This window comes from Bacillus changyiensis (assembly GCF_027706145.1).
Taxonomy (GTDB): domain Bacteria; phylum Bacillota; class Bacilli; order Bacillales; family Bacillaceae; genus Bacillus; species Bacillus changyiensis.
Window position 1 is genome coordinate 592270 of the sequence record NZ_JAQFWW010000001.1, and the last position, 20670, is coordinate 612939.

At 36.4% G+C, this 20670-nt stretch carries 26 protein-coding genes and 1 pseudogene; 8 read left to right on the forward strand and 19 right to left on the reverse strand.

Annotated elements, in window-relative coordinates; genetic code table 11:
- Nucleotides 1–107: 107 nt before the first annotated feature.
- Nucleotides 108–899 carry a M15 family metallopeptidase gene (locus PDT38_RS03095; protein WP_270798959.1) on the reverse strand — a complete coding sequence of 264 codons (792 nt, stop codon included), beginning with the start codon at nucleotides 897–899 and terminating at the stop codon, nucleotides 108–110.
- 38 nt (nucleotides 900–937) lie between these two features.
- A complete protein-coding gene (deoD, locus tag PDT38_RS03100) occupies nucleotides 938–1636 on the reverse strand; it encodes a purine-nucleoside phosphorylase (protein WP_270798960.1) in 699 nt (232 codons plus the stop codon).
- Nucleotides 1637–1849: 213 nt separating this feature from the next.
- Here deoD and PDT38_RS03105 point away from each other — a divergent pair, with 213 nt between their 5' ends.
- Entirely contained in the window at nucleotides 1850–1981 is a 132-nt protein-coding gene (locus PDT38_RS03105; RefSeq protein WP_270798961.1) for a hypothetical protein, read from the forward strand.
- Nucleotides 1982–2091: 110 nt separating this feature from the next.
- Here PDT38_RS03105 and PDT38_RS03110 read toward each other — a convergent pair whose 3' ends face one another.
- The 3 genes from PDT38_RS03110 to PDT38_RS03120 form a co-directional block, all read right to left on the reverse strand.
- A complete protein-coding gene (locus PDT38_RS03110; RefSeq protein ID WP_270800103.1) occupies nucleotides 2092–2394 on the reverse strand; it encodes a YodL domain-containing protein in 303 nt (100 codons plus the stop codon).
- 70 nt (nucleotides 2395–2464) lie between these two features.
- Nucleotides 2465–3076: a phosphatase PAP2 family protein gene (locus tag PDT38_RS03115; protein ID WP_270798962.1), complete on the reverse strand. Its 612-nt coding sequence runs from the start codon at nucleotides 3074–3076 to the stop codon at nucleotides 2465–2467.
- Between the two features lie 73 nt (nucleotides 3077–3149).
- The gene (locus tag PDT38_RS03120) at nucleotides 3150–3320 is read right to left on the reverse strand and encodes a YozD family protein (RefSeq protein ID WP_172295185.1); all 171 of its coding nucleotides are present in this window, start codon (nucleotides 3318–3320) and stop codon (nucleotides 3150–3152) included.
- A gap of 117 nt (nucleotides 3321–3437) precedes the next feature.
- Here PDT38_RS03120 and PDT38_RS03125 point away from each other — a divergent pair, with 117 nt between their 5' ends.
- Nucleotides 3438–3572, forward strand: a complete 135-nt coding sequence (locus tag PDT38_RS03125; protein WP_270798963.1) for a hypothetical protein — start codon at nucleotides 3438–3440, stop codon at nucleotides 3570–3572.
- Here the strand turns inward: PDT38_RS03125 and PDT38_RS03130 are convergent.
- Together PDT38_RS03130 and PDT38_RS03135 are read right to left on the reverse strand one after the other, a co-directional pair.
- The gene (locus tag PDT38_RS03130) at nucleotides 3565–4248 is read right to left on the reverse strand and encodes a hypothetical protein (protein WP_270798964.1); all 684 of its coding nucleotides are present in this window, start codon (nucleotides 4246–4248) and stop codon (nucleotides 3565–3567) included. The genes PDT38_RS03125 and PDT38_RS03130 overlap by 8 nt on opposite strands.
- A 398-nt stretch (nucleotides 4249–4646) precedes the next feature.
- The gene (locus PDT38_RS03135) at nucleotides 4647–4871 is read right to left on the reverse strand and encodes a YozE family protein (protein ID WP_270798966.1); all 225 of its coding nucleotides are present in this window, start codon (nucleotides 4869–4871) and stop codon (nucleotides 4647–4649) included.
- Nucleotides 4872–5042: 171 nt separating this feature from the next.
- Here PDT38_RS03135 and PDT38_RS03140 point away from each other — a divergent pair.
- Nucleotides 5043–5602 (forward strand): annotated as a pseudogene (locus PDT38_RS03140) (DUF3231 family protein).
- A 32-nt stretch (nucleotides 5603–5634) separates the two neighbouring features.
- Here PDT38_RS03140 and PDT38_RS03145 read toward each other — a convergent pair.
- The 4 genes from PDT38_RS03145 to msrA all read right to left on the reverse strand — a co-directional run bounded on the left by PDT38_RS03145 (nucleotide 5635) and on the right by msrA (nucleotide 7955).
- Nucleotides 5635–5763 carry a YjcZ family sporulation protein gene (locus PDT38_RS03145; RefSeq protein WP_270798967.1) on the reverse strand — a complete coding sequence of 43 codons (129 nt, stop codon included), beginning with the start codon at nucleotides 5761–5763 and terminating at the stop codon, nucleotides 5635–5637.
- 394 nt (nucleotides 5764–6157) lie between these two features.
- On the reverse strand, nucleotides 6158–6925 hold the full coding sequence (locus PDT38_RS03150; protein WP_270798968.1) for a GNAT family N-acetyltransferase: 768 nt from the start codon (nucleotides 6923–6925) through the stop codon (nucleotides 6158–6160).
- 62 nt (nucleotides 6926–6987) lie between these two features.
- Entirely contained in the window at nucleotides 6988–7422 is a 435-nt protein-coding gene (gene msrB, locus PDT38_RS03155; protein WP_270798970.1) for a peptide-methionine (R)-S-oxide reductase MsrB, read from the reverse strand.
- Nucleotides 7419–7955, reverse strand: coding sequence for a peptide-methionine (S)-S-oxide reductase MsrA (gene msrA, locus PDT38_RS03160; RefSeq protein WP_270798971.1), 537 nt, complete (start codon nucleotides 7953–7955; stop codon nucleotides 7419–7421). Before msrA ends, msrB begins: the two co-directional genes overlap by 4 nt.
- 224 nt (nucleotides 7956–8179) lie before the next feature.
- On the opposite strand from msrA, the gene PDT38_RS03165 reads away from it, so the two are divergent.
- Both PDT38_RS03165 and PDT38_RS03170 read left to right on the forward strand, forming a co-directional pair.
- Nucleotides 8180–8608, forward strand: a complete 429-nt coding sequence (locus PDT38_RS03165) for a MarR family transcriptional regulator (RefSeq protein ID WP_270798972.1) — start codon at nucleotides 8180–8182, stop codon at nucleotides 8606–8608.
- Nucleotides 8609–8672: 64 nt separating this feature from the next.
- The gene (locus PDT38_RS03170; RefSeq protein ID WP_270798973.1) at nucleotides 8673–8924 is read left to right on the forward strand and encodes a DNA alkylation repair protein; all 252 of its coding nucleotides are present in this window, start codon (nucleotides 8673–8675) and stop codon (nucleotides 8922–8924) included.
- A 93-nt stretch (nucleotides 8925–9017) separates the two neighbouring features.
- Here PDT38_RS03170 and PDT38_RS03175 read toward each other — a convergent pair whose 3' ends face one another.
- Entirely contained in the window at nucleotides 9018–10580 is a 1563-nt protein-coding gene (locus PDT38_RS03175) for a response regulator transcription factor (protein WP_270798974.1), read from the reverse strand.
- Nucleotides 10581–11173: 593 nt separating this feature from the next.
- On the opposite strand from PDT38_RS03175, the gene PDT38_RS03180 reads away from it, so the two are divergent.
- The gene (locus PDT38_RS03180; protein WP_270798975.1) at nucleotides 11174–13732 is read left to right on the forward strand and encodes a glycoside hydrolase family 31 protein; all 2559 of its coding nucleotides are present in this window, start codon (nucleotides 11174–11176) and stop codon (nucleotides 13730–13732) included.
- Nucleotides 13733–13871: 139 nt separating this feature from the next.
- Here the strand turns inward: PDT38_RS03180 and ypmT are convergent, their stop codons facing one another.
- From ypmT to ilvA, 7 genes are all read right to left on the reverse strand, one after another.
- Nucleotides 13872–14063, reverse strand: a complete 192-nt coding sequence (ypmT, locus tag PDT38_RS03185; protein ID WP_270798976.1) for a protein YpmT — start codon at nucleotides 14061–14063, stop codon at nucleotides 13872–13874.
- 35 nt (nucleotides 14064–14098) lie between these two features.
- The gene (locus PDT38_RS03190; protein WP_270798977.1) at nucleotides 14099–14665 is read right to left on the reverse strand and encodes a YpmS family protein; all 567 of its coding nucleotides are present in this window, start codon (nucleotides 14663–14665) and stop codon (nucleotides 14099–14101) included.
- Nucleotides 14666–14675: 10 nt separating this feature from the next.
- Nucleotides 14676–15419: an SGNH/GDSL hydrolase family protein gene (locus PDT38_RS03195; RefSeq protein ID WP_270798978.1), complete on the reverse strand. Its 744-nt coding sequence runs from the start codon at nucleotides 15417–15419 to the stop codon at nucleotides 14676–14678.
- A 122-nt stretch (nucleotides 15420–15541) separates the two neighbouring features.
- Nucleotides 15542–16129, reverse strand: a complete 588-nt coding sequence (locus PDT38_RS03200; protein WP_270798979.1) for an SCO family protein — start codon at nucleotides 16127–16129, stop codon at nucleotides 15542–15544.
- A 9-nt stretch (nucleotides 16130–16138) separates the two neighbouring features.
- Nucleotides 16139–16981 (reverse strand): DegV family protein, encoded by an 843-nt coding sequence (locus tag PDT38_RS03205; RefSeq protein ID WP_270798980.1) that lies wholly within the window; start codon nucleotides 16979–16981, stop codon nucleotides 16139–16141.
- Nucleotides 16982–17115: 134 nt separating this feature from the next.
- Nucleotides 17116–17367 carry a YpmP family protein gene (locus PDT38_RS03210; protein ID WP_270798981.1) on the reverse strand — a complete coding sequence of 84 codons (252 nt, stop codon included), beginning with the start codon at nucleotides 17365–17367 and terminating at the stop codon, nucleotides 17116–17118.
- Between the two features lie 74 nt (nucleotides 17368–17441).
- The gene (gene ilvA / locus PDT38_RS03215) at nucleotides 17442–18710 is read right to left on the reverse strand and encodes a threonine ammonia-lyase IlvA (RefSeq protein ID WP_270798982.1); all 1269 of its coding nucleotides are present in this window, start codon (nucleotides 18708–18710) and stop codon (nucleotides 17442–17444) included.
- A gap of 194 nt (nucleotides 18711–18904) precedes the next feature.
- Between ilvA and PDT38_RS03220 the strand changes: the two genes are divergently transcribed.
- The gene (locus tag PDT38_RS03220) at nucleotides 18905–19894 is read left to right on the forward strand and encodes a sigma 54-interacting transcriptional regulator (RefSeq protein ID WP_270798983.1); all 990 of its coding nucleotides are present in this window, start codon (nucleotides 18905–18907) and stop codon (nucleotides 19892–19894) included.
- A 15-nt stretch (nucleotides 19895–19909) separates the two neighbouring features.
- Entirely contained in the window at nucleotides 19910–20548 is a 639-nt protein-coding gene (gene trhA, locus PDT38_RS03225) for a PAQR family membrane homeostasis protein TrhA (protein ID WP_270800104.1), read from the forward strand.
- Nucleotides 20549–20670: the final 122 nt, after the last annotated feature.

Sequence of the window (20670 nt, forward strand, 5' to 3'; positions counted from 1 at the left end):
CTTCGAGTTCCGTTTTTATATGATGACCGCTTAAGCTATTCAATTATTCACAGGTAGCAAGTCCGTATGTCGCTAAACAAAATGAAAGTCAATCTGTCTCAAATTTATTATATTTTTTTCACTTGCTTAAAATACTCTTCAAGCGTCAGATCGTGTTTTTTCATGACTTTAGCGGCTTTTTTGCCAACATAGCGCAAATGCCATGGTTCATATTTGTACTGTGTGACCTTCTCTTTGTTTTTCGGATAACGAATCACAAAACCATATTGGTAGGCATGATCTTGAACCCATTTTCCCGCCTTTGTTTTTCCAAACTCCTGAGAAAGGGTATAGCCTGCACTTTGACTAGAAATGTCCATCGCTAGTCCTGTCTGATGTTCACTTTGACCCGGAAAAGCAACGGCTTCTTTGGCTTTCTCTTCCCCTTTTTGCCTCACTTCATTTTGATAGACCGTTTTTTGTCTGTCATAAGATCTGTAACCTGATACTGCTACAAGTGAGATCTCTTGTTCTTTTGCGGCTTTAAACATCTCTTCAAGCGCATTAGCCGCTTCTTTCCTAATATAACGCTTATCAATATCCTCTGTAAAAGAAAAAGCAACATCAGGCACTGTCAAATCAGACGGTTTGTAGTCTCCCGGAAGTGCGTATTTTTTATTGACAAGTGCTAATATATTATTAGGATTTTGAATAGTCGGAAGCCCATCAACTTCTTTGATTTGATTAAAATATTTATTTTCTAGTAAAAAATCTTGATCTAGACTATGTTTTTTAGCATCTTCTGTCTTTGGCACGTTATTCGTATTCGTTGAATCTTTTTGATCTGTTGTTGAGCATCCTGTACCAAGCAACACGACCACACTTAACAGAGATACTATTGATGCGTATTTGTACTTCATTAAAATCCATCCTTTTCACAACTTAAAGAAACTGGAACTTATAAGACGGTATCCAGCGCTAGAAGAATCATATCATTAAATGTTGTCTGCCGTTCTTCAGCAGTTGTTTCTTCTCCTGTTATGACATGATCACTAACTGTTAAAATTGACAAAGCTTTTCTGCCAAATTTGGCCGCTAATGTGTAAAGTGCGGTAGTCTCCATTTCGATTGCTAGCACGCCATGTTTAGCAAGGTTTTCTACTTGACTGTTTTCATTATAAAACTGATCAGCTGTGAACACATTACCAGCTCTTACAGCGATATTTCGCGCTGTTGCTGCATCATATGCCGCCTTTAAAAGTTCAAAATCACAACAAGGGGCAAAATCAATTGATCCAAATGCCACCCGGTTGATTTGTGAATCAGTGGAAGAAGTCATCGCCAAAATGACATCTCTTACATTGACATCTTTTCTAATCGCACCGCATGATCCGACACGTATTAAATTTTTCACATCATAGCTTTTCATTAACTCATTGACATAAATAGAGATGGATGGTACACCCATACCTGTGCCTTGAACGGAAACACGCTTTCCTTTATATGTACCGGTAAACCCATACATTCCGCGAACTTTATTATAACACTCTACATCTTCTAAATATGTATCGGCAATATATTTCGCCCGAAGTGGATCTCCAGGTAGTAATACCGTTTCTGCAATTTGACCTTTTTCTGCTCCAATATGAACGCTCATGATCATTCCTCCTCACCTATACTAAATGCAAGAAATCCCTTACATTATGTATTATAAACCAACCTCTACAAAAAAGAAAATTAACACTGTTGGACATTGTGTAACATTTTATTTTAGCTGACTAATCATTTTGTCACTTATCTTGCCAATCATTTTTCGAATAATTTCAAAACGGTTTAGTTATGCTATTTTTTAAGAAAGGAGGAGGTCGTTTTGGGTAAAAAACAGCGCAACAGAGTGACGGGACTGAAAAAAAACAACCATATTCCAACTAAAGATGTCCTTGCTGCAGAAGAAGCACATGAAAAAGAGTTTAGCGCCAGAAAACGAAAAGACACAACGTAAAAAAACTGCGAATGATTTTCGCAGGATCGTAAACAGAAAGTGAGGGTTTTGAAGAATTGTTGAACAAACCCTCTCTTTTTTCATATGAAAACAATGCCTAGTCAACTTTTCTAGGATGTTTGCAGTAAAACACGGTTGATTTTACTCCATCCCGTTGAAAGTAGTTTATAGTAAGTTTTTCCCCTTCTCCCCTCATCAATTAGTACGATATCGCCAGTTGCAAGAAATCTTGCTTTATAATCATTCGGCACCGTGTCATAGACGTTAAAAGTAGAAAACGTACGTTCTAACACATCCTCATGGGTTCGTCCGTTTACTTCTGTTCGATAAACCAGCTCATACCCTTTGTCTTCACCAAATTGCGGTGTTTGGAAAATGGTCACATCATAAACAGATTGTTTCCTTTTAAACATTTGAAAAATTAACGACAACACGATCCCTCCTTTTTTATTAAATTAGCGTTCTTTTAGGTTATCCCTTCCTCTAGTTTTGTCGAACGAATAAGAAGTTTTCGGCAATTTTCTTAAATATAAAGAAAAGCATAAAACCGAGAGAAAAGCCTCCAATAACATCTGTTAAATAATGGACACCTAAGTAAATGCGACTTCCCCCGATCATGATGACCAGTGCACCAGTCCAAATATAGACAGCCGTTCTATGTCTTCTAAAATAAGGAAAGTCCGTTAAAAGAAAAAAAGCAAAAAAAGCATACATACATGCAGCGTTCATCGAATGACCACTTGGAAAACTATAAGACGGATCATTAACAAGCGGAGCAAATGACGGCCGTTCTCTTGCAATCCAATTTTTTAAAGTTTCATTGAGTATTCTTTCAAGAAAAAAGAATAGGTACATATACCATACAGACAACGTTCTTTTGCGAATCAAGATGACTAGGGTTATGATCAACATGAACAGAAGTATGACCGCACTAGATCCTAGGCTTGTCAAGAAATGAAAAAACTTTGTTAGAAGTGGATGTCTAATCGTTATAACAGCTTGTACAAAATTTTGATCGATTGTTTCGATAAATCGAATTTGAAGGGCCCAAGCCGTTATGATAAAAATAGCTAACAAATAGAACACATACTTCATAAAACTGTGGCGTCCTCCTTGAGTTTGTGTTTTAAACATAAGAAGGACCGAGGGCAACTCACCTGGTCCTAGCTTAATCCTCTATATGTTCATCTATCATGTTTTTTTCAATTAGATAATCAAAAGTGATATCTGCTATTTCAAATAGCTCTTCTTCACTAGGTATGTAACCTCTTCTTGTCAACTGAAGATAAAAAAAATCAGCGATTTCTTCTGTATCTATCATAAGCTCAATTTCTTTCATTTGATCCCCTCCTTAATTCTGATGTATGAACTGGCTATCAATTTTATAACCGGTTTGTCATAAAGGTTGTCCCCCATCATATACATGTTGTAACAACATGTGAAGGAGGAGTAGATGATGATACAAAAAACGATAGAGATGCTTGACGGAGATTGCTTTGACCTGTTGATGGAAAAAGTCTTAAAAGTGATGTTTGGCTTGATTATGTGCGGTTGTTTTCCTTATTTTTTGTTTTTACTCTTGTTTAACTGAAATATTCTTTCAGGCTTCCTAAAACAAACTCCATCATTTCTTTATATTCTTCATCCTGAAACATTTCATACAAAGTCTTGTAATCATTATAGATATCCAATAGCTCATCCACAATCGTCGCTGCTGCCTGATGTTCATTTACTTGCTCAACAGGATCATTTGTCAAAGGAAGAAATGCCAATTCAGCAGTGACGGGTTCATCAAGTTTTTCCTTCACTTCTCCAACATAGTGAACAAAAAGAAGCTGATGAATAAACTGATCTGTTTCATAAGCTCTGAGAACTAGTGTCAAATCATCTTCTTCTTTTTCCAGCCATTCCCCATCTTTCAGGCGGGTCAATTCATAAATAATATCTTCCCACCCGTTATCTACATATCTCCAGATTTCCGTTCTATAACCGGTAATTCTGAACAATTCCTTTCCATAGTCTTTAACATAAACAACATCTCCAATTAAAAATTCATATTCAATATCGAGTTTTTCCATATCAATAATGACCCCATCATAGTCTTTGTATAGCTGTAAAGACGTCTCAAAATAAAGAATTTCATTATGATTCACTTCATACAGGAAATGTTGATCAATTTTATGAACTTTTGTAACTGTTCCAACCGTTCCATACATGACGACCACTACAATATCGCCGACTTTATATTTAGGTACGTTTGACTTCATTTTCATTCCCCCTTGCCTAAGGAATTCCGTCTTATGCTTATCGTATGCATGAAATGATCATTTCGCATGGGCAAGGGTATTAAGCGATTATGAGTTTTTTTATGAAGGATGTTCAAGATTATTACCGATCTTTTTCTTTTTTAAGGTTCTTCATTTCAATTTTAATCACAAAATAAACGCAAATGATAAGAGCCGCTATTAATAGCACCCAGACAGGCATGAGCAAAAAAGGGGCGTATTCCCCTATCAAAAATAATAAGCAAACAGTGACGAAAGTCAGACTGATCAGCCTAAGAAAAATAATCAGTTTTTCTCCCTCCTTAGTCCTGAATCAAGATTAACACATCTGTTAGGAATGATTAATAGCAAGGAAAAAGCTACAGAACGATTGCCTGCAGCTAGCCATGTCTTGTTTCCGTTACATATTTCTCCCAAACCTCATCAAATGTCGCCATGGATGATAAATATTCGCCATTAAGCTCAAGATAAGAACTCAACTCGTCATAATCCTCGGAATTTTTTGGGAATCCATGGTCATGATAAGCATGATTAGCAAAATCACTGATCTTGTCCTTTGGCTTTGGCTGACGATATTTCATTAAATAGTGGTAAAACGATTTCACGCTCCCCCTCCTGTCTTTCTTTTGTTGTTTTATTATACAACCAGTTAAAAAAAATACAAATCAAAACACAAAAGAATTTGGAATAAGATTTTTCTATCCTGCGGAAACTTTAGCTGTAAGCCAACAGCAAGGAGAACCATTCATGAAATGAAATTTTTAAGGAGGATGTTAATGGGTATTTTAAGTGGTAATCCAACAGAGCAACCGATGCATTATGGTGAAGTATTTGGTGCGTGGACATTTCTAACAACAACGAAGGGATTAATAGCAGGGCATCAAACGATGTTAAACCACGCTGGTGATGAAGACTTGAAAAAATTGCTTGAGGAAGCAATCCAAGGTGGACATCAAGAGAGCAAACAATTGAGACTTTATTAAAAGAAAATAGTATCGGTTTACCACCAACACCACCTGAGCGTCCTAAAGCATGCTTAGAAGACATTCCAACCGGTGCACGCTTTCTAGATCCGGAAATAGCTGCTTCATTATCAAAAGACATCGCTGCAGGATTAGTTTCATGCAGTCAAATCATTGGTCATTGCGTTCGAGAAGATATCGCCATGATGTTCGGACAGTTTCATGTTCAAAAAGCAACACTTGGAGCCAAAGTACTCCACCTTAATAAAGAAAAAGGTTGGCTAATACCGCCACCATTACACCATAATAAAGCAGAAGATTGTGAATCATCCTTGATAAAAAGAGTAAAGAGGAAGCTCACACTACCAGTATGAGCTACTCTTTCAAAAGAAGGATGTTTTATTCTTTAGTAAACAAATGCCGCACCAACAATGATCAGCAAAATGAACAGCACGACAATTAATACGAAAGTGCTTCGACCTGGATAGCCATAACCATATCCGCCATAAGGACTGCAATATTGAGGATAATGCACGGGTATTCATCCTTTCCTATAAAATCTTTACACCACAGCCTATGCAGGCCAAGTTATGATTGGTTTGTGCATTTGCCTACATATAAGAAATGCTTTTTAGAGAACATTGACAAAACGCTGATATACCAACGAGCTTTGGGTAAATATATGAACCAAGTGAACATGCGCTCTCCTCCATTTTTAATATCATTAAACCAACAATCGAGAAAAGTGCGTGGAAAAATAGGTATCAACTGAAAATACAAAATTTACTTAGACAGCGAATACCTATTAAAGTGATTATTGACCGGTTGAGAAACATCTTAGGCATACTTTAGAAGAAGAATCCGTTCAAGCTTTTGAGTATGCAGTGACTTCAACTGGGGGAGGTTTTTAAATACTAGGGTTTCAAATGTTATATAGAAGGAAACAAATATTTGAAAATGGTGGTCATATGATGGATATATTGAAATCCGAGCTTTTCATAAAAATTTTTTGCTTGTCTATTGGTAACCAAATAACTTGACTTGATCCCCCATTGCTTTGAAACGGTCAGCATTTGACCGATCAGCCCAGTGCCATAACCTTTGCGTTGATAAGGTTCTAATATTGCAACTTCCTCAATTTTAGATATTTTTTCCTCTTGATCCAGATAAAGTTCTGCACAGCCAATTGGGATTCCTTCTTCAGAGTAGCAAACAAACAGATGAATGATACCTTGTTCGTAAAGAGGACGCCGACGATTTAGTTTTTCTCTGGCAAATGTCTCGTCCATAGTTAAAGAATCAAAAATCTGCATGACATCACAACCGTCTTTAAGAGATTTTTCCGTTCCCCAATTGACCCGATCGTTGGGATATTCTGACCAACTAGATAAATCAATCCCATAAAAAAGCTCTTCATCAAGAATATATCCAAGATCAAGCAATGCTTTTTTGATAGAAAAAGAAAAATCTTGTGAGATTGAACCTTTCACATGAACATAATTTCTTTTTAAAATCGCAGGAGTATGATCAAGTAATGAATGTAAGTCTGTTAGTGAGTAGGTGTCCCTCAGTTGTATAAAATGTGAGGCAAACAATTGTGGCAACTGGTCATCCTTATACACATCATAGGATAACTGTGTTTTTTTGCTACATGTTAATAATAAATAGTTTGTTTCAGCTTTTACAACCGATCTCATGAAAATAACCTCTTTTCTTTCTCTACATATGAAAAAAATGACCTTGAGTAAAAGGTCATCTTTTAAGTGTTGAATAATTTGACATAGTCACCGTATCCCGCTTGTTCAAGTTCCTCTTTTGGAATAAAACGAAGCGCAGCTGAATTCATGCAGTAGCGCAGACCATTAGGTTTTGGACCGTCTGGAAAAACATGACCAAGATGGGAATCAGCCGTTTTGCTTCTGACCTCTGTACGAACCATGCCAAATGATCTATCTTGTTTTTCTATTATTTCCTTATCGTGAATGGGCTTTGTAAAGCTTGGCCACCCGCAATGGGCATCAAATTGATCAAGAGAAGAAAACAGCGGTTTTCCGGAAACAATATCAACATAGATTCCTTCTTTTCGGTTGTTCCAATATTCATTTTGAAATGGAGGTTCTGTTCCATTTTGCTGTGTCACTTCGTACTGTATTCGGTTTAAGTGCTTTAGGCGATCTTCTTTGTTAAAAGTCATGCCTTATCTCTCCAATGTTTTTCTAGAAATCCTGCCCGTCCACTTCCAATTCTGTATTGTTTATAGCGTTCAGGATGTTTTTTATAATAATCCTGATGATATTCTTCAGCCGGATAAAATGGGCCCGCCTCAGTAATTTCTGTCACAACCGGATCTTTGAAGATGCCGCTCTCGGCAAGTTTTTTCTTTGATTGTTCCGCCAACAACCGTTGGTTTTCATTATGATAAAAAATCCCCGTTTGGTAAGAATCCCCTCGGTCTCCAAACTGTCCGGATTGGTCTGTAGGATCAATTTGTTGCCAATAAAGTTCAAGTAGTCTTTCATATGAGAATATATCAGGATTAAATGTGATCTGCACAGCTTCACGATGCCCCGTTGTATTGCTGCAAACCTCTTCATACGTCGGGTTTTCTTTATATCCGCCCGTATAACCTGATTCGACTTTAAGAATACCAGGCTGTTCATCAAAAGGCTTCACCATACACCAAAAACAACCTCCAGCAAATGTAGCGAGTTCTTGTTTTTCATTCATCTAAAACGCCTCCTGCTCTTTTCACTTAGTGGGAATTATTATAACATAAATGAAGATTTCTTCATCTCTTATGAAACTCGGGTCATATTTTTTTCTCAAGTTGATGGTCATATGAACTAAAAATTATTTGAAAGACTAACTGATGTAAAGGAATTATGATATCATAATGATAGCAGTAATTCTTTAAAAAAGAGCGTAAATGTGCTCGTTATGGAGGGGCAAAATTGAAATCCAGAGAACAAATGATGTATGAAATTGAAGCTTTGCTTCGCACTGCATTTAAACAGATGCGAGATGAGATAAATGAACTGCTTGCGAAAGAAATGTCTCGTAATGAATTTATGATTTTGCGCTTAATTAGCGAGCAGGGTCCGAAAAAAGTCACAGAGTTCGCAACGATGTTAGGTGTTTCTGCGAGCCACATCACCGCAGTTACTGATGCGTTAGTTCAAAAAAATTGGATTACAAGAGTACGTTCTAAAGAGGACAGACGGATCATCAAAATCCACTTAACTGATGCTGGAAAAGAAATTGTCAGTTATTTTGAACAAAAGAAAAATGAGTACTTTCTTAAACGTTTCACTCATTATAGTGATGAAGAGCTACAAACATTAATTAATTTGTTCAGTAAGCTAGATAAAAATAGACTCTAATGTTCTCCACATATATCTTTCACTTCTTGCGCACATTAATAGTAAAAAAAGAGGTGGATCATATATGACAACAGTCCCTTACCTATGTCCAAACTGCAAAACAAACCGGACGCGATTTAATTTAATCGAACAAGCGCCAAGCTCTGTTAAACTTGATCCTGTAACTGGAGAAATTGTGGAAACGTATACAGAAGGAGAACTCTCCCCTTTTCACCTTCCATACAGTGGTCCACACATGAAAGTGCAATGTGGTGCCTGTGGTTTAATCGAAGATGAAAAGACATTTATCAAGCATGCAGAATACGATAAACGATAAAGAAGAGTTTAATACATCCGGTTCATAGTGCCACCTGAACCGGATAGTCTTCTGTCAATCGTGATTCACTAGACACTAATCAGCCAAAATGTATTAGATCGCACCATTGATTCTATCTTTTTTTTTATACCTTTTCCTGTATTCATACGGAGTCAATCCAGCTATTTTCTTAAACGCTTTACTGAAATACTTGACATCTTTAAATCCTGAGGATTTTGCCACTTCATAAATCCATCTTTCCGTTTCTGTTAACAGTCTCTTTGCCTCCCTAATCCTCAAATCAATTAAGTAGTCAATAAAATTTCGACCAGTCTGTTTTTTAAAAAAGAGGCTGAAATAGCTTTTGCTAAGATGAACGTGTTTTGCAACACTCTGAAGTGTTAAGTTTTCTCGATAATTAGAAGATATAAAGTCAAGAGCCTTCATCATTATACGTCCCTCATATTGAGGTATAAAAGGAATTGTGATTTTTTCTAAATAACAACTAAACAGAATGATAAGCTGTTCTAAGGTCTTTACTTGTTTAAGTCGGTCTTGCTCTTCAGAAAGCAATATATCAGAATGACCAAAAAAACCAGAAATGCTCACAAGAAGATGACACGCTTCATGTTGAACTTGTTCTAGGTTGAAAGTCTCTCCTTTCCAACGTTCATATATAGATTCAATCGCTTTTGCAACAGGCTCGCCTTGATAAATCATGTCATAGAAAATGGCCCATTCATTTCCTTTCTTCTTAGCGGTGAAATCATTTTTAAAAGCTGTGTTTGAACGATCCATGTTGTAAAAGCTGTATAGTCCTTTGAAAAATTGTTTTTGACAAGCTGATTTGCTTGATACATATCCTTTACTCATGTTGCCTATTCCTTGTTCGAACGTGATTCCTTTTGATAGCGAGATATTCCACTTTTCTTCTACCGAAACCTTCCACTGATTTAGTTCATGCTTTATTTTGTTGGCCGGAAGAACGAAAAACATGCTGTTTTGACCTACAATCATTCCGAAACCAGTCATAATCTGCTTATAGAACATTTCTTGCAAATCCTCCAACAAAAACTGTACATACATTCCACCATGCGTATCTTTCCATTTTTCTGCCTGATCTAGGATAAGATAGACACATGCGTATTGACTTTCAAGCCAAATCGGTACTGAAGCAGGTTGTAAAAAGGATCTTTGCTCTGACACGAGCAATCGTTTGATTTCCTTTTCAATTTGTTTTCGTTCCCAATACCTTGCACATTTTTGATATTCAATCCATTCACATTCCTCCCTTTGTTCTTTCTCAATCTGATCAACACATTGTCTTAGCACCGAAAGAAAATCTTCTTTTTTTAATGTTCGTTTTAACAAATAATCGACACCCCCTATTCCATCCATTGCTTTTACATAAGCAAAGTCACGGTCATGACTAATCAGGATCACTTTTAACCTAGGATTACAATATAAGGCATACTTTATGAGTTCAATACCATCGATGATTGGCAATTCGACATCTGTTATAAGAATATTAAAGGAACATGTTTCTAACGTATTGCGTGCGGCTTTTCCATTAACACTTTGGTATTGCGCCTTCAATCCTTCCATTCCCCAATCAATCAAGGAAATCATTCTTTCTCGAATGTCAGGATGATGATCAATGATAAGAACTCGGTACATCATTATCCCCCCTTTAATTATGACAGGAACATCTCTTTAATCTTTTTCGCAAACATCCAAAAACCAAATTATTCCTCAGGAGTATCCCCTAACAAAATACGCCTTCTCGAACAAACTTAATTATCCTGCGTTATATTTGTTGTATATTAAAATATCAGTTCACTCTTCCCGTCATTTTAGAAATATAAAAATACCTGCCTAATAGGTGGCAACGATTAATTTAATTTTCAACTTAAAATGTAATTCTATTATTTAAATGAAAATAGTGTCTTTTATTTGTTTAAGTCGAAAATATAATACCCTTTTAATTTTATCTATAAATAGAAAATAAAATCCAAATTTTATAATATTAAGATGAATAAGGAAATAAAAAGACAAGCTTTGTCATGTTCATACAATTCTAATGAAATGACAACCGCCGACTCCATTATTTATCTCTTCCCAAATGAGCAACTCGAGTTTCATCATAATTCGAGCTCATATAAAACATTTTTTGAAAGGTGGCGATAATTCATCCAAGAAGTCATGATTTGTTGATTGGAAAAATGAATATGTTGATCTGTACTTACAAAAACTCGGAATGAGGTGTTGATGTGCGTAAAGTGATCAAACCATTCAAAATGTTGATGACCTTTTCAGTCATAACCGCTGTTGTTTTAACAGCCAACATGCCCCCTGCTTTTGCGGTAACTCAGCCTGAGCCTGATACTCAACTAAACAAGGAGAATTTAGAAAAACTATCTGTAAAAAACATGAATAAATTAAAAAACGGTATCCAATTCGACCTTGGACAATATGAAGCATACATTCGCATTTACGCAGATGATCTAGTAAAAGTATCAATTTTAAAAGATGGACAAGAAGAAACGTTTTCTCCTGGTATTCAAAAAAAAAGTTGGAAGACACCCGCATTCAAAACGGATGATCAGCACAATAAGTTTACGATTTCAACAAAAGAACTAACGATAAAAATAAGCAAAACACCATTCGGTATAAAATTTTTGGACAAGCAAGGTCATGTGATCAATGAGGACGATTTGAAAAACGGCAAATCTTCTGGTTATGAAGAAGGCAAACCTTATGTGTTTAAAAAGACAGATAAGAGTGAGAACTTTTACGGCTTTGGGGAACAAGCCGGATTAAACTTAAATCAGCGTGGTGAAAGTATAGGCATGTGGAATACTGATGCGTACGCTTATACGAAAAACACAAAATATTTATACACGTCAATACCCTTTTTCATAGGATTGAAAAATAAACAGGCCTACGGAATTCTTTTCGATAACTCTTATCGTTCTTACTTTGAGATGGCAAGTGAATCTGATGATTATTATTACTTCTACGCAAATGGCGGTCCGCTTTCTTATTATTTTATGTATGGTCCAGAAATTGAAGACGTATTAGATATTTATACAGAACTTACAGGAAAAATGGACCTCCCGCCAAAATGGACATTGGGATTTCATCAAAGTAAATGGGGTTACACCCCAGATGAAATCATAGATGTAGCTCAAACATATCGAAAGAAACAAATCCCTTTAGATACGATGCATTTTGACAATGACTATATGAAGGGTTATCGTGTCTTTACATGGGAACAAAATTATAAAATGGCTTTGCAGAGATTAAAAAAATTAGCTGGATTTCATGCAATTGCGATAAATAACCCGGCAGTAAAACAAGAAAAAAACTACCGCATTTATGAAGAAGGAACTTCAAATGATTATTGGGCTAAAAACCCGGATGGCAGCACCTTTATTGGTCCCGTTTGGCCAGGAGATTCAGTATTCCCTGATTTTTCAAAAGAAAAAGTTCGTCAATGGTGGTCTAAAAAACACAAGATTCTTTTCGAAGCGGGAATTGATGGAATTTGGAACGATATGAATGAACCAGCAGTATTTATCGATGGTGGTAAATACAACCATACGCTACCTTTGGATACGTATTTCGGAACAGACGATAACAAAATACTTCATACAGAATTTCATAATTTATACGGACATCTAGAAGCAGAAGCAACATATAACGCTTTCTCAACGTATAAACCAAATAGCCGTCCGTTTGTATTAACTCGTGATATGTTCGCCGGCTCACAACGATATTCAGCACTTTGGACAGGTGATAATGTAAGCAACTGGGAACACTTACAAATGTCTTTGCCAATGAACATGAATATCGGCTTATCAGGCATTTCTTTTGTCGGAAATGATATTGGGGGCTTTGCTCTTCGACCTGACAGAGAATTATTTACTCGCTGGATTGAATTAGGAGCATTTCTACCATTCTCTCGAATTCACTATGATTCTGATACAAAGTCATATACTAAAATTGGGCAAGAGCCTTGGGTATTCGGACCAGAAGTCGAAGCCATTGCCAAAAAGTATATTGAAATGCGATATCAGTTCATGCCTTACTTGTATAATGCATTTAAAGATGCCTCAGAAACCGGTAAACCCGTACAACAACCACTTGTCTATCAATATCAAAAAGATGAAAACACATATAATATCAGTGACCAATTTATGTTCGGTGATTCTATCATGTTTGCACCAATTGTTCATGAAGGACAAACGAGCCGTAAAGTTTACCTTCCTGAAGGCGATACATGGATAGACTATTGGAAGAAGGAAGAATTCGAAGGCGGGCAAACGATTTCAGTTGCTGCTCCACTTGATCATCTGCCTATATTCATAAAGAATGATTCAATTGTTCCAACACGTGAAATTCAACAATATACAAACGAAAAAAAATTAACGAACCTTGTTTTAGATACGTATATTGATGATAAAACAACCTATAGATTCTATGAAGACGATGATCAAACATTAAACTACAAAAAAGGCGAATTCAATGTAACGAAGTTCAGTATTAAAAAAGACCACAACAAAATTAAATTTTTGAAACGTGTGGAAGCCGATCATTTTGACTCTAAAATTAAACAATACACGCTTAAGCTTCATCATGAAAGAGCTCCGAAAAATGTGCAGGCAGGAAAAAAGAAGTACAAAAAAGTTAACAGTTTAAAAGACATGGTAAGTAGAAAACATTCATACTTCTATTCTGACAAAACGAAGACTATATATATTCATATACCTGTCGAAGAAACCAATATTGTCCAAGTGAATGCAAACAAAAAGCTGAGACTCAACTAGCCCTTGATCTAAGTATAAAATTTGGCTTGAGCTTTAATAGCAAGAGCCAAGTTTTTTATTAACGTTACCTTAGGAAGGCAAAAAATGAACAAAAAACGTTAACAATTTTTTCTTACAAGGCTTTTAAGGCTAGCTACTGCTATGGCCTATTTTTTTCGTTTTCAACAACATGAAGTGTGTAGATCATAACACTTATAAACAAAGCACAGTAGCCGATATTTAAATACATTTTAGCCAAGTTTTCAGCAAAAAAACTCAAAGTTGCTGATCCTCCAAAATATAATGAGAATAAAAATGCCAATAAACTAAAATATCGATAAATACGTTGCATCACATACACCCCATCATCATGCTTATCAACCGGGATCAACCTGATGCCGGTTGATAATAAATAAATTCGATTTGATCCTTTTTTAGATGAATCCGTTTTGCTTTTAAATACTGGCCGGTTTCTAATGGCATTTCTGACATATGAACGCGGATTTCTTTCGTGTTTGCAAGAATATGCACGAAATTTGGAAGATCATAATACTGATCCATGTACTTTAAAACAGCGGAAATGGGGACATTGAGTTTTCCTATAGAAAACCTTGTGACATCTAAGACGACATCTCCATTTTTTTTCACTGTGGGCTGAAACGAAACTGTTGCGTCAACAGTTGAAGAAAATGCACGGATTTTGCCGACAATATGAACTTCCTCATCAATTTCTATTTTATAATCATGATCAGGTGACGACTTCTTTTCTAAGTATGAATTAATGAATGCGGACAAAGAATCTCTCGTACTCGTCACATTCAATTCATACTCACTTGGGGGCGGATCTGTCGGCTCTCTTTTATCACTAGGCAGCAATATCAGAATGAAACTCCCGATCAAGATGATCAGATTCACCGCTATCAAAATGAAAAATAAACTCTTCCATTTGTTCATGTTTTTCACCTTATTCTGCTGGGTTTATGATTTGAGCAAAAACTCGTTCTGCTATTAATTTATACCCAATTTGATTAGGGTGAAACTCATCTTTTGAAATCCTTTTTTCATTTGTGCGCTTTTCAAAAATATCGGCGATATCCACCATTCTCATATTGACAACTTTGTTGAGCTTTATTTCTGCTGCCTGATTCCATTCCTCAACGACTTGATCTACTTCCTTTAATTCAGACAATGTAAATTTAAATGGATTATACAAGCTGACATAAATCACTTCAGCATCACTATTTTGTTTTCTAATTTCGAATAGAATGTTGGCAAACCGTTTGGCAAATAATTTTTGCTCATGCCGAAATGGTTTAATCGTTAAATCGGCAATGTTTTCCCGAACGACCTTCATCAGGTCATTACCACCAATTGTAAATAAAATATAATCTGCTTTCTTAAGTCCTTCTTGTATTTCTTGATCTTGTAACTTGTTTAGGAGATGTTCAGTCCGAGAGCCTTTCACTGCATAGTTCTTAATCGTAACAGATCTAATATCGCTTTGACGTTCTAGCTGATCAGCTACCAGGCCGACATAGCCTTTTCTCCTCTCATCGCCAACTCCAACTGTAAGAGAATCACCGACTGCAGCAATTACAACATCCCGTTTCGGAACTGTCGTTGTTTGTTCAGTGCTCACAACACCTTCTGTACAGGCTGAGAGCAGGCAGATGAGAGCTACCATGAATGACACGAACCGAATCTTCAAAATGATCCCCTTCCTTTTTTACCTAAAAAAAGTGTATCATGTTTTTATTCTTTTGAAAATTATCTACCTGATGTTAAATAAAACCTGTTATCCAATCAGATAACAGGTTTCTCGCATATATTTTAGTTCTTTAACAGCTTGATATCAGCGATAATTTCTTCGTATGGCGTATCTGTCACACCATTGTATTCTTTCATGACTTTGCCTTCTTGATCAACTAGAAAAAATGAATTTTGATGTATCACTTGCTCTTCATTTTCTGGTTTTTTAACAAGTGCATGAAAGCTATTCAACGCAAAACCTTCAATTTCTTTCTGTTTGTAACCAGTTAAAAAATCCCAGTTTTCAAAAGATAAGGGATAGTTATTTGCAAACTCTTTAAGCTTCTTTGGTGTATCATTCTCAGGGTCGACACTAAATGAGATGATTCTGACATCGAGATTTTCTTTTTTAAGCTGTTTTTGCAATTCTGTCATATGTGCGGTCATCGGCGGACAGATTGTCGTACAGTTCGTAAAGATAAAGTCCGCTATCCAAACTTTCCCTTTTAAGCTTTCAAGAGATACCGTTTTTTTGTCTTGATTTTGAAAAGAAAAAGACTCAACATCATAATTCAAAGGATCTTTTATTTTACTGTTACCGCAGGCACACATGATGATGACAAAGACTCCTGCCAGTAAAATAGTAAACCCGTTTTTCAATTCCCCCATCCCCTTTTATTAATCAGTGTAAAAAGAAAAACCGATCGCTCCCCTTCCAGTATGAACCGATATAATCGGTGTTGTGTAAGAAATATCAATATTTACTCCCGGCACATGTTCAAGCAAAGATGCTTTCAATTTATGGGCAAGGTCCAATGCATCAGCATGAGCGATTCCAATTGCCTGAACGGTTTTTCCTTTGATAGTGGTTAGAAATTGGCCTGTTAAATAACGGATAAGCTGACCGCTATTCCGAACATTCTTGTCTGGTGTATAAATACCGTCTTCTAGTCTTGCAATTGGTTTTATTTTAAGTAAAGAGCCGATCAGTGCTTTTCCTCTACCAATTCGCCCCCCTTTGATCAAATTATCAAGCGTGTCCATTGTCACATAAAGGGAAATCCGGGTTCTTAAATGATCAAGATCATTCACAATGTCAACTACTGACCACCCCTCTTGAGCACGTGTTGCTGCTCTAACAACCTGAAAACCGAGGCCTTTTGAAATATACTTGGAGTCAACAACTGTTACCTTACCATTGACCATCTTCGAAGCGCTTACAGCTGTTTGAAATGTCCCGCTTAATTCACTTGATAGGTGGATGCTGATTACTTCACTTCCATCTTCCGTTAGTTTTTCATATAATTCAATAAATGCGCCCAATGGGGGTTGGGAACTTTTCGGAAGTTCTTTTGCCAATTCCATTTTTTCAATAAATTCATCTGGTTGAATGTCGAATTGATCTCTGTAAGGAACTCCATCAATTGCTATTGAAAGTGGCAATACATGAATATTATATTTTTCGAGTGTTTCTTTGTTTAAATCTGCTGTTGAATCTGTCACAATTTTAATATTGGTCAATCTTCTTCACTTCCTGTCAGCCTAAGATGTTTTCATGATGTAGGCAAAAACGCATGAAATTCTTTGCCGCCCACATACCTTTTTTCCGTAATATAAGCGGCACTTTTTTAGCTAGCAAAGAATTTTTTTAAGTGCTATGCATTATGCTTTAACTCTTCTTGGTTATAAATAGCAAGATAAACCCGCCATTTTAATGCTCTTTTTAAATACTCTCTAAAGGAGTATATCTTTTTCTGGCGCTTCGAACAATAAAGCTCTTTTATAAATGCTTCAAGCCTCAGCTTTGTCATAAAAAAATGGGGGTTATCCTCCTGTAACAGAGGTATTTCCGTCACCTTCACCTGCTGTCCATCCAAACGTTTGAACTCTAGGCTTTTAAGTAACAAATTATCAATCCTCTTTTTTTGGATATTTTCTTTATTATACATAATATCCGGAGTTATTGTCTGCAAAAATTTTTTTAAACGAGTAAATTGAAAAGTCCTTCATCTTTATTCACTTCGACAAAGTGAAAACCTTTGCGCTTCATTTTGTCGATCAGTGGGTCATAATCTTCCCGCTGTTTTAATTCAATACCAACAAGAGCAGGGCCGCTGCTTTTATTATTTTTCTTTGTATATTCAAAGCGGGTGATGTCATCGCTTGGCCCAAGGACCTCGTCCAAAAATTCCCTTAACGCCCCGGCCCTTTGCGGAAAATTAACAATGAAATAATGTTGTAAGCCTTCGTACATCATCGATCTATCTTTAATTTCCTGCATTCTTCCGATGTCATTATTTCCTCCGCTGATCACGCATACAACGTTTTTTCCTTTGATTTCGTCTTTATACAGATCTAATGCGGCGATAGGTAAAGCTCCAGCAGGCTCAGCGACAATTGCGCATTGGTTGTATAATTCTAGAATAGCGGTGCAAACTTTTCCTTCTGGAACAAGCAAGATGTCATCGACAATTGTTTCAAGTGTTTGAAATGTTTTCTCACCAATTCTTTGAACTGCAGCACCGTCTACAAATTTATCAATTTTTTCAAGAGTGACAACTTCACCCTTTTTGTTGGACTCAAATAGTGCAGGCGCACCTTTTGGTTCAACAGCAATTAGCTTTGTTTGCGGAGATACATTTTTCATAAAAGTCCCTACACCTGACAGAAGTCCACCGCCTCCAACACTTGCAAAGACATAATGCGGCTCAGTTTCAATATCGTTTAAAATCTCAACAGCAACTGTTCCTTGCCCTGCCATCACTTCTGGATCGTCAAACGGATGAATAAAAATGCGGTCTTCTTCTTCAGAACATATAAGCGCACTTTGGTAAGCATCATCAAACGTGTCCCCTACCAAAATAATTTCTATATTATTCTTTCCAAACAATTCAACTTGAGATATTTTCTGTCTCGGAGTTGTTGAAGGCATAAAGATTTTCCCATGAATAGCAAGGTGGCTACAGGAAAATGCTACTCCTTGAGCGTGGTTGCCAGCACTTGCGCAGACAATACCGTTTTTCGTCGTTTCTTTTGAGAGCTGTTTCATTTTATGATAAGCGCCTCGCAGTTTGAATGAACGAACGACCTGTAAATCTTCTCTTTTTAAATATACATTGCAATCGTACCTCTCGGACAGTCTCTCATTTTTTTGCAGAGGGGTATGAATCACAATATCTTTAACATTTTGATGAGCTTTTAAAATATCTTTAACTTGGATGAGAGAGTTTTCTTTGAGCAACGGTTTCATGTATAGGATCCTTTCTTTATAAAGCTTTATTTAATACGCCATTATATCACGAATATTCAAAAAATAAAGGTTTTTTTATTATATGTGATAATGAAAGATTTTCATGCAGATTGATAAAGTTTTTTAAAAAAGGCTTTATTTGTTCTAATTGGGTGTTATAATAGAACCAATTGGAACCAAAAGGAGCGTAGGTGATGGAAAATCCGCTAACATTTGCTGAACTAATTGGAGAAGATGATGCTTTTTTAGAAGCAAAAATTAGAGCAAAACAATTTGCAGAATCTTCTCATCCGGTTCTTATATCCGGAGACACAGGAACAGGCAAAAATCTTTTTGCAAAAGCGATCCATTTTGAATCTTCATACAAATCTGGACCTTTTTTTCGTATCAGTTGCAGTACGTTGAATGACAAAGAATTTAGTGAGAAACTTTTACTTGCCCCTTTGAAAGAATCGGGAACTTTATTTCTTGATGAAGTCTGGGGATTGTCTTTACCCCTTCAAGGAAAGCTATTAGCTTTAATTGAAAAAGGGATTTCGTGTAGACTGATTTCATCGACAAGTGTATCTTTAACCACACGAATGGAACGTCATGAATTTCGAAGAGACCTGTTTTACAGGCTCCATGTTCTTGATCTACCACTCCCATCTCTTCATGAACGAAGAGGTGATATCCCTTTGCTTGTCCACCACTTTTTAAAAAGCGGAGATCAGGATATTTATGTCGAACCAGTTGTTTGGAAGGCCTTTGAACAGTATCAGTTTCCTGGAAATGTAAGAGAACTGAAAAATATGACGGAATATATAAAAACGGTATCAGACCAAAAAACCGTTCAACTTTATGATATTCCGCCTATCTTAAGAGAACAGTTAAAAAATAAAAAAACAAAAGATAAAAAAAGTAAAACTACATCATTGACATTAATGGAAAAAGAAGAATTTGTGTTTTTGCTAGAAACAATAAAGCAATTAAATGAAAAAGGAGAGCCAGCAAGCCGAAGAATGCTGTCAGAGCAAAGCAATGACCAAAAAACTGTGCTTACTCCACAGCAAGTCAGAAGCAGACTAGATTTTTTGGAAAAAAAAGAGTATATCACCAAAGGACGTGGAAGAGCCGGAACCAAAATTACCTTAGAAGGCTTGCGCTTTTTAAGCTCTTTAAAAAATCATATCATTCAAGATTAGAGAGGGTGTTTTATGATGTATTCGATCAAAGAAGAAATTGCCAATGCGATTACACATGGAATAGGTGTCTTATTGTCCATTCCTGCGATTGTTTTTTTAGTGATATTTGCGGTGCGTTATGGAAGTCCACTTGATGTTGTCAGTTTCTCAATATTTGGAGCATCCATGTTGTTTTTGTATTTAAGTTCAACACTCTTACACAGCATCCAGCATGCAAAAACAAAAGATATTCTAGAGATCATTGATCACTCTGCCATCTATGTTCTAATTGCGGGAACTTACACTCCGCTTCTTCTCGGTTCACTCAAAGGACCACTTGGCTTTACAATGCTTGCTATTATTTGGGGGCTTGCTGTTTGCGGTATTGTGTTCAAAATCTTTTTTGTCAAGCGTTTTATTGTCATAAGCACAGTCGTCTATCTTTTAATGGGGTGGATGGCAATCATCGTCATTAAGCCGCTCTATCAAGCTTTAACAGGTGAAGGCTTTGCATTGTTACTCTTAGGTGGAATTTTATATTCGGTGGGCACGATTTTTTACTTATGGAGAAAAATCCCCTACCACCATGCGATCTGGCATACCTTCGTACTCGGTGGCAGTGCCTCAATGTTCTTCTGTGTCCTTTTTTACGCCACAGAAGTACCGTTTGTCTAAGTTAAGTTCTTGTTACACTAACGAATCCTGTTAGTGTAACAAGGTACTATTTATAAAAGTCATTCAACTTGGTCGCTTGTTATGGTGTCAGTTTTTGTTCAATAGTGAGCATTAATCTACTT

Excerpts from the sequence above, each read along its gene's own strand:
- PDT38_RS03110 (WP_270800103.1), bottom strand. The coding sequence starts at position 2,394 with ATGTTTAAAAGGAAACAATCTGTTTATGATGTGACCATTTTCCAAACA.
- PDT38_RS03150 (WP_270798968.1), bottom strand. The coding sequence starts at position 6,925 with ATGAGATCGGTTGTAAAAGCTGAAACAAACTATTTATTATTAACATGT.
- PDT38_RS03175 (WP_270798974.1), bottom strand. The coding sequence starts at position 10,580 with ATGTACCGAGTTCTTATCATTGATCATCATCCTGACATTCGAGAAAGA.
- ilvA (WP_270798982.1), bottom strand. The coding sequence starts at position 18,710 with ATGAAACCGTTGCTCAAAGAAAACTCTCTCATCCAAGTTAAAGATATT.
- msrA (WP_270798971.1), bottom strand. The coding sequence starts at position 7,955 with ATGAATGAAAAACAAGAACTCGCTACATTTGCTGGAGGTTGTTTTTGG.
- PDT38_RS03115 (WP_270798962.1), bottom strand. The coding sequence starts at position 3,076 with ATGAAGTATGTGTTCTATTTGTTAGCTATTTTTATCATAACGGCTTGG.
- PDT38_RS03095 (WP_270798959.1), bottom strand. The coding sequence starts at position 899 with ATGAAGTACAAATACGCATCAATAGTATCTCTGTTAAGTGTGGTCGTG.
- msrB (WP_270798970.1), bottom strand. The coding sequence starts at position 7,422 with ATGACTTTTAACAAAGAAGATCGCCTAAAGCACTTAAACCGAATACAG.
- PDT38_RS03170 (WP_270798973.1), top strand. The coding sequence starts at position 8,673 with ATGACAACAGTCCCTTACCTATGTCCAAACTGCAAAACAAACCGGACG.
- trhA (WP_270800104.1), top strand. The coding sequence starts at position 19,910 with ATGTATTCGATCAAAGAAGAAATTGCCAATGCGATTACACATGGAATA.
- deoD (WP_270798960.1), bottom strand. The coding sequence starts at position 1,636 with ATGAGCGTTCATATTGGAGCAGAAAAAGGTCAAATTGCAGAAACGGTA.
- PDT38_RS03120 (WP_172295185.1), bottom strand. The coding sequence starts at position 3,320 with ATGAAAGAAATTGAGCTTATGATAGATACAGAAGAAATCGCTGATTTT.
- PDT38_RS03130 (WP_270798964.1), bottom strand. The coding sequence starts at position 4,248 with ATGAAGTCAAACGTACCTAAATATAAAGTCGGCGATATTGTAGTGGTC.
- PDT38_RS03190 (WP_270798977.1), bottom strand. The coding sequence starts at position 14,665 with ATGAACAAATGGAAGAGTTTATTTTTCATTTTGATAGCGGTGAATCTG.
- PDT38_RS03220 (WP_270798983.1), top strand. The coding sequence starts at position 18,905 with ATGGAAAATCCGCTAACATTTGCTGAACTAATTGGAGAAGATGATGCT.
- ypmT (WP_270798976.1), bottom strand. The coding sequence starts at position 14,063 with ATGCAACGTATTTATCGATATTTTAGTTTATTGGCATTTTTATTCTCA.
- PDT38_RS03125 (WP_270798963.1), top strand. The coding sequence starts at position 3,438 with ATGATACAAAAAACGATAGAGATGCTTGACGGAGATTGCTTTGACCTG.
- PDT38_RS03200 (WP_270798979.1), bottom strand. The coding sequence starts at position 16,129 with ATGGGGGAATTGAAAAACGGGTTTACTATTTTACTGGCAGGAGTCTTT.